At 73.9% G+C, this 11065-nt stretch carries 9 protein-coding genes; 7 read left to right on the top strand and 2 right to left on the bottom strand.

Going from position 1 to position 11065, the window contains the following annotated elements; genetic code table 11:
• The first annotated feature begins 80 nt into the window (after positions 1-80).
• The 4 genes from AC0VYN_RS31355 (at position 81) to AC0VYN_RS31370 (ending at position 7459) form a co-directional block, all read left to right on the top strand.
• Positions 81-2297: a CDP-glycerol glycerophosphotransferase family protein gene (locus AC0VYN_RS31355; RefSeq protein ID WP_475533693.1), complete on the top strand. Its 2217-nt coding sequence runs from the start codon at positions 81-83 to the stop codon at positions 2295-2297.
• A gap of 7 nt (positions 2298-2304) precedes the next feature.
• The gene (locus AC0VYN_RS31360) at positions 2305-4530 is read left to right on the top strand and encodes a bifunctional glycosyltransferase/CDP-glycerol:glycerophosphate glycerophosphotransferase (protein ID WP_475533694.1); all 2226 of its coding nucleotides are present in this window, start codon (positions 2305-2307) and stop codon (positions 4528-4530) included.
• Positions 4527-5804, top strand: coding sequence for a hypothetical protein (locus tag AC0VYN_RS31365; RefSeq protein WP_475533695.1), 1278 nt, complete (start codon positions 4527-4529; stop codon positions 5802-5804). Before AC0VYN_RS31360 ends, AC0VYN_RS31365 begins: the two co-directional genes overlap by 4 nt.
• A gap of 98 nt (positions 5805-5902) precedes the next feature.
• Positions 5903-7459 carry a hypothetical protein gene (locus AC0VYN_RS31370; protein WP_475533696.1) on the top strand — a complete coding sequence of 519 codons (1557 nt, stop codon included), beginning with the start codon at positions 5903-5905 and terminating at the stop codon, positions 7457-7459.
• Between the two features lie 15 nt (positions 7460-7474).
• Here AC0VYN_RS31370 and AC0VYN_RS31375 read toward each other — a convergent pair whose 3' ends face one another.
• On the bottom strand, positions 7475-7888 hold the full coding sequence (locus AC0VYN_RS31375; RefSeq protein ID WP_475533697.1) for an organic hydroperoxide resistance protein: 414 nt from the start codon (positions 7886-7888) through the stop codon (positions 7475-7477).
• A gap of 103 nt (positions 7889-7991) precedes the next feature.
• Between AC0VYN_RS31375 and AC0VYN_RS31380 the strand changes: the two genes are divergently transcribed.
• Complete coding sequence (locus AC0VYN_RS31380) at positions 7992-8453, top strand: MarR family winged helix-turn-helix transcriptional regulator (protein WP_385469151.1); 462 nt, start codon at positions 7992-7994, stop codon at positions 8451-8453.
• Between the two features lie 64 nt (positions 8454-8517).
• Here AC0VYN_RS31380 and AC0VYN_RS31385 read toward each other — a convergent pair whose 3' ends face one another.
• Positions 8518-9162: a TetR/AcrR family transcriptional regulator gene (locus AC0VYN_RS31385; protein ID WP_475533698.1), complete on the bottom strand. Its 645-nt coding sequence runs from the start codon at positions 9160-9162 to the stop codon at positions 8518-8520.
• Between the two features lie 170 nt (positions 9163-9332).
• On the opposite strand from AC0VYN_RS31385, the gene AC0VYN_RS31390 reads away from it, so the two are divergent.
• Positions 9333-10262: an ABC transporter permease gene (locus AC0VYN_RS31390; RefSeq protein WP_475533699.1), complete on the top strand. Its 930-nt coding sequence runs from the start codon at positions 9333-9335 to the stop codon at positions 10260-10262.
• Complete coding sequence (locus AC0VYN_RS31395; RefSeq protein WP_385469142.1) at positions 10255-11058, top strand: ABC transporter ATP-binding protein; 804 nt, start codon at positions 10255-10257, stop codon at positions 11056-11058. Before AC0VYN_RS31390 ends, AC0VYN_RS31395 begins: the two co-directional genes overlap by 8 nt.
• The last annotated feature ends 7 nt before the right edge of the window (positions 11059-11065 follow it).

The raw sequence follows: 11065 nt of genomic DNA on the forward strand, positions 1-11065 counted from the left end.
CCGGCCGGACGGCCGGCCCGCCGGGCGGCCCGAGCGGCGGAGGCCTCCCGCCGGACCAGGACAACGAGAGAAAGAGCAGTATGCCCCGCTTCAGCATCATCGTCCCGTCCCATGGGGTCGCAGGGCGGCTGTCCCAGGCGCTGGACTCGGTCCTCGCCCAGTCCTTCGGCGACTTCGAGCTGATCCCCGTCTGCGACACCCCCGACTGCGCCGCGGCGGACATCGCCGCCGACCGGGCCGCTCGGGACTCCCGGGTGGCTCCCGTGCACTCGCCGCCGTCGGCGGGCCCGGCCGGAGCGCGCAACACCGGGGCGCGGGCGGCGACCGGCGCCTATCTGCTGTTCCTCGACGGCGACGACGTCCTGGTGCCGGGCGCGCTGGCGGCGCTGGACGCGCGGCTGGCCGAGACCGGCGGCGGCACCCGCGTCGACGTGTTGTACTTCGAGCACGAGCGCGTCCCCTGGTGGGAGGGTGAGCCGGCCAACCCGGCCGCCCCGCTGCTGGCGAAGGCGCCGGACGGGGCCTTCGCCCCCGGCCTCGCCCCGCACCTGACCGGCGTGCAACTGCCCGCGTGGAGCGCCGTCTACCGCCGCGCCTTCCTCGCCGAACGGCGGCTGGAGTTCCCCGCCGGGCACTACACGGACATCGGCTTCGCCACCCGTGCCGCCGCGGACGCAGACCGCATGACGGTGCTGCGCTCCGTCGTCGTACGGCACCTGGTGCGGCGCCAGGGCAGCCGGCTGAACCAGCCCGGCGAGCACCACGCCGAGCTGCTGGACCAGGCCGAGCTGGCGCTCGCGTACGCCGCGGGACGGGGACTGCCGGCCGAGCGGCGCGGGCCGCTGTTCGAGCAGCTCTTCGCCCTGATCCTGAAGACGGCGGCCCACCCGAGGCGGCTGACGCGGGGGCGCCGCGCCTTCTTCCGCCGGGCGGGCCGCCTGTACCGGCGTCACCGTCCCGCCGGCTTCCGGGCGCCGGGTGGCCGGCTCGGCGCGCAGCACCGGCTGCTGGCGTCCGGGGCGTACACCGCGTTCCGCGCCCTGCGGGGCGTCAACCGGGCGGCGTCCGGGATCCTCGGCCGCCTGCCCCGTCCGCACGGGCTGCGCACCCGCCTGCGGTACCGGCGCCGGCTGCGCCGCCCGCTGGACCCGAACCTCGTCGTGTACTGCGCGTACTGGGGCCGCGGCTACGCCTGCAACCCGGCCGCGATCCACGCCAAGGCCCGCGAACTCGCCCCGCACCTGCGCGGTGTGTTCCTGGTCGAGCCCGACCAGGCGCACACCGTGCCGAAGGGCGTCGAGCACGCCGTCATCGGCAGCCGGCGCTACTGGGAGGTGCTGGCCGGCGCCACGTACCTGGTGAACAACGCCAACTTCGCCGAGGGCGTCGTCAAGCGCCCCGGCAGCGTGCACGTGCAGACCCAGCACGGCACCCCGCTGAAGACGATGGGCGTGGACCAGTCGACGTACCCGGTCGTGGCGGCGGCCAGCGGCAGCTTCGCCAAACTGCTGGGCCGCGTGGACCGGTGGGACTACAACCTCTCCTCCAACCGCCACTCCACCCAGATGTGGGAGCGCGCCTTCCCGGGCTCGTACGAGCACCTGGAGTACGGCTATCCGCGCAACGACGTCTTCTACACGGCGACCGCCGACGACGTCGCCCGCGTCCGGCGCGAGCTGGGCGTGCCGGAGGGGAGCACGGCCGTCCTGTACGCGCCCACGCACCGCGACCACGAGAGCGGGTTCGGCGCGGGCGGCCTGGACCTGGAGGCGTTCTGCGAGGCGGCCGGCGAGGACGTGGTGGTGCTGCTGCGCGCCCACTACTTCTACGACCGGGGCGGCCGGCGGGAGGGCCGCGGCCGGATCATCGACGTCACCGGGCACCGCTCCTCCGAGGACGTGTGCCTGGCCGCCGACGCGCTGGTCACCGACTACTCGTCGATCATGTTCGACTACGCCAACCTCGACCGGCCGATCGTCGTGTACGCCGACGACTGGGACGTCTACCGGGAGACCCGAGGCGTCTACTTCGACCTGACCGCGGCGCCGCCCGGTCCGGTGGTGCACACGCCCGAGGAGCTGGCCCGCGTCTTCCGCGACGGCTCGTACGCGGACGCCGGGTCGGCGGCGCTGCGGGCGGCGTTCCGGGAGCGGTTCTGCGAGTTCGACGACGGCCGGGCCGCCGAGCGCGTAGTGCGCCGGGTGCTGCTCGGAGAGCCGCCGGAGGCGATCGCGCCCGTGACCCCGCTCGCGCAGCGCGTCCCGGCCCCCGCCGCCGCCCCCCTCGTAAGGAGCTGACCCCGCCGTGTCCCGCTTCAGCGTCATCATCCCCTGCTTCAAGGTGCAGGGCTTCCTTCGCGAGTGCCTCGACTCGGTCCTGGACCAGTCCTACCGGGACCTCGAGGTCATCGCCGTGAACGACTGCTCGCCGGACGGCTGCGGCGCGATCCTCGACGAGTACGCGGCCCGCGACGACCGGCTGCGCGTGCTGCACCTGGAGGAGAACGTCGGCCTCGGCCGCGCCCGCAACGCGGGGATGCCGCACGCCACCGGCGACTACCTGTTCTTCCTGGACAGCGACGACACCCTCACCCCGGGGGCCCTGCGGGCGGTGGCCGACCGGCTCGCGGAGACGGACGACCCGGACGTCCTGGTCTTCGACTACGCGCGCACCTACTGGTGGGGCGGCACCCGCCGCAACGCCCTCGCCCGGGTCCTCGCGGAGGCCGGCGGCGGCACCTTCACGGCCGCCGAGCACCCGGAGATCCTCGACCTGCTGATGGTGGTGTGGAACAAGGTCTACCGGCGCGACTTCACCGAGCGGGAGGGCTTCACCTTCCCGCCGGGCTACTACGAGGACACGCCCTGGACGTTCCCGGTGATGCTCAGCGCCGGGCGGATCGCCGCGCTGGACCGCATCTGCCTCAACTACCGGCAGCGGCGCAGCGGCAACATCCTGTCCACCACCAGCCGCAAGCACTTCGACATCCACGCGCAGTACGAGCGGGTCTTCGCGTTCGTCGACGCCCGGCCGGAACTGGCCGGCTGGCGGCCGTTCCTGCACGCCAAGATGGGCGAGCACTGCCTGGACATCCTGTCCAAGCCGGACCGGCTGCCCCCCGCCGACAAGGCCGAGTTCTTCCGCCGCACCGCCGAGATGTTCCGCGTCCACCGCCCCGAGGGCGCCCGGACCCCGGCCGGGCTGCGGGTGCTGGAGGGGAGCTGGACGGCGTACCGGCTGCGCAGGCAGTCCGGGCGGGCGGGCCGGGGTCTGGTGCGGCGGACGCGGCAGGCGGGCGGCGCGGCCGCCGGGCGCCTGGGCCGGGTCCGCTCCGCGGTGAACGCCCTCCGTCCCCTGGACCCGCACCTCGCCGTGTACTCGGCGTTCTCCCACCGGGGCGTGCTCGGCGACCCCGCGGCGGTCTACCGCAAGGCCCGCGAGATCGCGCCGCACCTGCGCGGGGTGTGGGTGGTGCGCGACGAGGAGGACGCACGGCTGCTGCCGCCGGGCACGGAGCACGTGCTCCTGGGCAGTGGGGCCTACCGCCGGGTGGCCGAGCGGGCCACGTACTTCGTCAACAACGTCAACTGGCCCGGCGCCCTGGTCAAGCGCCCCGGCAGCGTCCACATCCACACCCACCAGGGCACCCCGCTCAAGTACATGGGCGCCGACCTGCTGGGCAAGCCGGGCGCCCGGCACGGCCTGGACGTGCCGCAGATGCTGCGCCGCGCCGACCGCTGGGACTACAGCCTGGTCGCCAACCGGCACTCGGAGCTGGTGTGGGAGCGGGCGTACCCCTGCCACTTCACGTCGGTGCGTACCGGCAGTCCGCGCAACGACGTCCTGGTCGGCGCCTCTCCCGAGCACGGCCGCCGGGTCCGCGAGCGGCTCGGGGTGCCCGAGGGCCACACGGTGGTGCTGTACGCGCCGACCCGCCGCGACTACCGGCGGGGCGGGCACGTGGACCGGATCGACCTGGCCCGCCTCGCCGCCGACCTCGGCGAGGACCACACGCTGATGGTCCGGCTGCACCCCGCGCTCGCCACCGGCCACGCCCGCGGCATGGGCCTGTCCGAGCTGCACCGGCGGGGCGTGGTCGTCGACGTGACGGACGAACCGCACGTCGAGGACGTGATGCTCGCCTCCGACCTGCTGATCACCGACTACTCCGCCCTGATGTTCGACTACGCGCTCCTGGACCGGCCGATCGTCGTCCACGCCGACGACTGGGGCGCCTACGCGGCGAGCCGCGGCGCCTACTTCGACATCACCGCCGAGGCACCGGGCCACGTGGCGCGCTCCTACCGGGAGCTGGCGTGGCTGCTGGAGTCGGGGGCGTGGCGGGACGAGGAGGCCACGCGGCTGCGGTCCGCCTTCCGGGCCCGGTTCGGCGAGTACGACGACGGGCGGGCCGCCGAGCGGGTCGTCCGGACGCTGATGCTGGGCGAGGCGATGCCGGCGACGGCGGCCACCGTCCCCGCCCCCCGTGCCGTCCCCGCGGCCGACCGCGACCTGCTGACCTCCTCGTGAGGCCGCGCACCTGGGTGCTGGCGCTGGCCGCGCTGTTCGCGCTGCTCCAGCTCGCGAACGTCTCCGGCCGGGACACGCCCGACACCAAGAACTACCTGGCGTACGCGCTGAGCCTGTCCGGCGAGAGCAAGCGCGGGGCGGCGGCGGCCACCATCGACTACGTGTGCGCGAGCCGGGCGTCGGTGGCCCGCCGTGACCAGAGCGTGCACGTGGTCCGCTTCCACCGCCCCGACCCGACCGACCGGGTCGTGGCGGACTGCCGGGCGCGGGAGTGGGGGCAGGTGGAGCCCCGGCTGGCGGCCGGGCAGACCGGCGGGCACACCGTGCCCTACATGCCGGAGCGCTTCATGCGGATCTTCGAGGCGCGGCCCGGATACCCGGTGTTCCTGGTGCCGTTCGTCACCGCGTTCGGGGTGACCTGGGGGCTGTGGGCGGCGAGCGTGGTCATCGCGTGCGCGGGCGGCGTCCTCGCCTTCCTGGTCCTGCGCACGCTGTCCGTGCCGGTGCCGCTCGCGCTGGCCGGGCAGGCCCTGTACTACGTGCTGCCGAGCGGGACGACCGCCATGCGCCCGATGACCGAGGGGCTGCTGATGGCCCTGACCCTGGCGGCGGTGTGGGGCTGCGCGCTGGTGCTGCGGGCGGGGCGCGAGCGGGCGGGACTCGGTCTGGTCGCCGGGTCGCTGCTCGCGCTGTTCGCCGTCAAGCACTCGCAGGCGCTGTTCCTCGGGCTGTGCCTGGCGGCGGCCGGCGCGGCGACCGCCCTGCGGCGGCATCGGTGGGGCCGGCCTCCGGGCCGGGACGTGCTGGCGCTCGCGTCCGTGGGCCTGGCCGGGGCGCTGGTCACGGTGGCGCTGGCCCGGCTGCTGCACTACCCGTCCGAGTCCGACAGTGTCCAGGATCTGCTCACCGGGCACTTCGCGCGGCCCGACCGGGAGGATCCGTGGCCGGAGTTCTGGCAGTTGCAGGGCAACTTCTGGGTGGAGTGGCTGCGCCGGCAGGCGTGGGAGCCGCTGTTCGCCGCGGCCCTGGGCGCCGGGGCGTGGGGCGCGCTGCGGCGGGGGCGCACGGCCGGCGTCTTCGTGGTCGCGGCGGCGTTCACCGGCGTCCTCACCCAGGCCGCGCACCCGGACATCGGCATCTGGGGCGAGCGGCTGATCGTGTTGGCCTGGCTGCTGCCGGTGCTGGGCGTTCCGCTGCTGCTGGAGCCGGTGCTGCGGGACCGGGTGGCGCTGCCCGCGCAGGGACACGCCGACCGGGCGCGCGCGCTCGGCTGACCCCGGCCCTCACCCGTTGAGGTGAAGTGACGTCAGACCGTTGACGTCGGCGGGAACATACGGCAAATGCCTCGATTGTCCCGCTGCCCCGTTCTCCAGTGAGCGCCGGCGTCCTCGCCCGGGGGGCCGTGCGCGGCGCGACGGCGCTGCGCGGCGGCCGCTCCTGGCGCCCCACCCCCTTCCAGGCCGCGGGCTTCCTGTTCTTCCTGGTGATGTCGCTGGCGTACTGGCGGGTGCCGCTGTGCTGCGACGCCGGCCAGCACGCGGCGGTGGTGGAACGCCTGAAGGCCGGCCTCCTGCGTCCGCGCCACCCGATGGCCGACCTGCCGGGCGCGGGCAGCGCCTACTACTCGCCGTACGCGGTGGCGCAGGGGGCCTTCGCCCGGTTCGCGGGGCTGGGCGGCTGGGAGGTGGTGCGGCTCGCCGGGCCGCTGAACCTGCTGGTGGTGCTGACCGGGCTGAACCGCTTCGTGCGGGTGCTGAGCCCGCGGCCGTGGGCGCCCGTGCTGGCGCTGGGCGCGATGACGCTGCTGTGGGGCACCGAGCGGGCCTGGTGGAGCGGCTACCTGGGGCTGATGTCGATGACCGGCAACCTCGGCTACCCGTCGGCGTTCGCGATCGGCCTCACCTTCTGGGCCTGGGCGCTGACCGGGGCCCGCGCCCGCGACGGGCGCCGGGTGCGGTACGTGGGGCCCAGCGGGCTGCACGGCTTCGGCGGGTACGCGGGGCTGGGTGTCCTGTACGGGCTGATCATGCTGGTCCACCCGATCACGGCGGTGGCGGCGGCCCTGGGCGGCGTGGCGCTGGTGGCCGGGTGGCAGCGGGGGCGGCACGGGGCGGTCCTCGGCCGGTGGGCGCTGACGGGGGCGGTGGCGCTGCTGTCGGCGGCCTGCTGGCCGTACTTCGACGTGTTCGCGCTGGCCGGTGACGACAGCGTGGACGGCATGCACCGCGTCCTGTACCTGGACCTGCCCGGGGAGTTCTGGCTGGCGCTGCTCGGGCTTCCGGCGCTGTGGCTGCGCGGGCGGCGCTCGGCGCGGGACCCGCTGGTGCTGATGTTCGTGCTGGACTGCGCGGTGGTGGCGTTCGGCTGGTTCAGCGGCCACTACACCTACGGCAGGATCCTCGGGCTCACGCTGGTGCCGTTGCAGTTCGCCGTGGCGATCGAGCTGGCCGCTCCCCGGCCGTGGGGGTGGTGGCGACGGCTGCTGGGCACGGTGGTGGCCGCGGGGGCCCTGCTGGGCTTCCTCACGGTCCAGGCGGGGGCGGTGGTGCCGCGGCCGCTGGATCCGGTCGGCTTCGAGCAGCCGCCCGACTGGCCGACGTACGCGTGGGCCGCCCGGCACATCGGGCCGGGCGAGGTCGTGATCACCGACGGCTACTACGCCGCTCACGCCATCGCCGGGTACGGGCCGAACCTCGCGGCGCCCGCCTGGCCGGACCCGTCCCTGGACGAGCGGGAGCGCAGGCGGCGCGTGGCCGACGTGAAGGCGTACCTCGCCCCCGGCTCGACCCGCGCCCTGCGCGCCGCCGTCGTGCGCCGCTACCACGTCCGCTGGCTGCTGCTGACGCGCTGGCACCCGCTGCCCGAGGAGGCGGTGGTCAGGGCGTGGAGCGAGCGCACGGGGGAGGTGCTGGCGCGGGTCGGGGGATGACCCGGACGCCGGGGGCTACTCGATGACGAGCTCGACCGGGATGTTGCCGCGGGTGGCGTTGGAGTAGGGGCAGACCTGGTGCGCCTGCTCGACCAGCTTGCGGCCGGTCTCCTCGTCCACGCCCGCGGGCAGCTCGACGCGGAGGGTGACGGCGAGGCCGAAGCCCTCGCCCTGCTTGCCGATGCCGACCTCGGCGGTCACCGCGGCGTCGGTGACGTCGACCTTGGCCCGCCGGCCGACGAGGCCGAGGGCGCTGCCGAAGCAGGCGGCGTACCCGGCGGCGAAGAGCTGCTCCGGGTTGGTGCCCGACCCGTCGCCGCCCATCTCGACGGGGGCGCTGAGAGCGAGGTCCAGCTTGCCGTCGGAGCTGACGGCGCGGCCGTCACGGCCGTGCGTGGCGGTGGCGGCGGCGGTGTAGAGCGCGTCCATGAAAAACCCGTCCCTCTGAGAGCTGAAGCGTTTCCGACCACTGAAGTGAAGCACACAATTAAGTTGTGCACAACTAGTTGCCCTTCACGGCTACCCTGGATCCATGACCACGCCACCGCCCCCCGCCGCGACGGACTGGCTCCGCCTCGACCAGCAGATCTGCTTCTCCCTGAACGCCGCCTCGCGCGCCTTCGGCGGCGTGTACCGCGTGCTGCTCAAGGAGCTGGGGCTCACCTACCCGCAGTACCTGGTGATGCTGGTGCTGTGGGAGCACGGCGAGCTGCCCGTCAAGAAGCTCGGTGAGCACCTGCGCCTCGACTCGGGCACGCTGTCGCCCCTGCTCAAGCGGTTGGAGGCGGCCGGCCTGGTCCACCGGGAGCGCAGCGCGCAGGACGAGCGGTCGGTGCGGGTGCGGCTGACGGAGGAGGGTGTCGCGCTGCGCGAGCGGGCCGCCGAGGTGCCGCGCCGGATCGCGGCGGCGACGGGCCTGGAGCTCGCGGAGGTCCAGGACCTCCGCACCCGTCTCGACCGCCTCACGACGGCCCTGGACACCTACCCCCTCTAGGACTTCGGGCGGTCGTGCCGCCGGGGCCGCCACGACAAGGCCGGCCACGCGAGGGGCGAGCGCCTCACAACGCCTTCAGGCCCTCCGCCGTGGCCCGCGCCAGCGCCCCCAGGTACCCCTTCGGCGGCTTCGCGCCGCGCACCACCACCGCACGCCAGTACAGCGGCCCCGAGATCAGGTCCAGCGCCAGGTCCGCGTCGAACCCCGCGCGCAGCTCGCCCCGCTCCTCCGCCGCCGCCAGGATCCTGCTGGCGACCCCGTCCTGCCCCTCCCGCAGCGTCTTCTGCAACGCCTCGGCGATCTCGGGGCTGCGGGCGGCCTCCGCTTGGAGGTCCGGGATGACCTGCGAGGCCACCGGATGCCGCAGGGCCCGGGACGTCACCTCGTACAGCAGCCGCAGGTCCTCCTCGAGCGACCCGGTGTCCGGCGCGGGCAGACCCTGCACCGCGAGCGCCGACACGATGTCGAGCACCAGGTGCAGCTTGGAGCGCCAGCGCCGGTACACCGCCGTCTTGCCGACCCCGGCCCGGCGCGCGATCCCCTCGATGGACATCCTCGCGTAGCCGACCGCCGCGAGCTCCTCGAAGACGGCCGCCCGGATCGCCTCCGTCACGTCCTCGCGCAGCACGGCCGCCCCGGCGGGGGCCCGGCGGCGCGGACGCGGCTGGGGCTCGTCGGCGACGGCGTCGGCATCGGCGTTGGTGGTCATACGGGCCAAGCATAGGGGCGTTACGACGAAACGGTTGCGTTCCGACGTCACACGGGCCTACGCTCACGTCACGACGATACGGTGCCGTCCCGACGTAAAAGAACGGCCGGCGTCCCGCAGGGAAACACCGGGAATCGCCGCACCCCCTCCCCCGAGCGAAAGCAGCGGATGTGAGCCAGGTCCTCGACACACCGCCCCCGACACCGGCCAGGGCCACCCCCGCCGCACCCCACGACCTCGCGGACCTCGCCGCCCGCCACGGTCTGACGGTCAGCGGCGCCCGCCCCTCCCTGCCCGCGTACGTCCGGCAGTTGTGGGCGCGCCGGCACTTCATCGGCGCCTTCGCCACCGCCAAGCTGACCGCCCAGTACAGCCAGGCGAAGCTGGGCCAGCTGTGGCAGGTGATGACGCCGTTGCTGAACGCGGCGGTGTACTACTTCATCTTCGGCGTTCTCATGGACACCAAGCAGGGCGTGGAGGACTACGTCCCGTTCCTGGTCACCGGCGTGTTCGTGTGGACGTTCACGCAGAGTTCGCTGATGGCGGGCACCCGGGCCATCTCCGGCAACCTCGGCCTGGTGCGGGCCCTGCACTTCCCGCGGGCCGCGCTGCCGGTCTCCTTCTGCCTCCAGCAGCTCCAGCAGCTGCTGTTCTCGATGGCCGCCCTGGCCGTCATCCTGCTCGCCTTCGGCGTGCCGCCGGGCGTCTCCTGGGTGCTGACGGTGCCGGTCCTCGTGCTGCAGTTCGTGTTCAACACCGGGCTGTCGATGGTCATGGCCCGGGTGGGTGCCAAGATCCCCGACATCGCCCAGCTGATGCCGTTCCTGCTGCGCACCTGGATGTACGGCTCGGGCGTCATGTTCAGCATCGACCACATGACCGGCCCGGACAGCGGCCTGCCGTCCTGGGTCGGCACGGTGCTCCAGCTCAACCCCGCCGTCGTCTACATCGACCTGATGCGCTTCGCGCTGATCGACAGCTTCGACGGCAGCCACCTGCCGCCCCACGTGTGGGCGCTCGCGGCGGCCTGGGCACTGGCCGCCGGGATCGGCGGCTTCATCTACTTCTGGAAGGCCGAGGAGACGTACGGTCGTGGCTGACAGCACCGGCACCATCCAGCAGGCGGACGAACGCGTCCCCACCGTCGTCGCCGACGGCGTCGACATCGTCTACCGGGTCAACGGCACCGGCGCCGGGCGGGGCTCGGCGACCGCCGCCCTCAACCGCATCCTGCGGCGCGGCACCGCCGAGAAGGCCGCGGGCGTGCGCCGGGTGCACGCGGTGAAGAACGTGTCCTTCGTGGCGTACCGCGGCGAGGCGATCGGGCTCATCGGCACCAACGGTTCCGGCAAGTCCACCCTCCTCAAGGCCGTCGCCGGCCTCCTCCCGGTGGAGAACGGCCGCATCTTCACGGACGGCCAGCCCTCCCTGCTCGGCGTCAACGCGGCCCTGATGAACGACCTCACCGGCGAGCGCAACGTGTACCTCGGCGGCCTGGCGATGGGTATGTCCCGCCCGCAGATCAAGGAGCGGTACCAGGAGATCGTCGACTTCTCCGGCATCAACGACAAGGGCGACTTCATCACCCTGCCGATGCGCACCTACTCCTCCGGCATGGCGGCCCGGCTGCGCTTCTCCATCGCCGCCGCCAAGGACCACGACGTCCTCCTCGTCGACGAGGCCCTGGCCACCGGCGACCGCTCCTTCCAGAAGCGCTCCGAGGAGCGCATCCGGGAGCTGCGCAAGCACGCCGGCACGGTGTTCCTGGTCAGCCACAGCAACAAGTCCATCCGCGACACCTGCGACCGGGTGCTGTGGCTGGAGCGCGGTGAGCTGCGCCTGGACGGGCCGACGGACGAGGTGCTGAAGGAGTACGAGAAGTTCACGACCCGGTAGGCGGCCG

This window comes from Streptomyces sp. 63XJN7_1_ISO-PGPR-S23-121 (assembly GCF_056173025.1).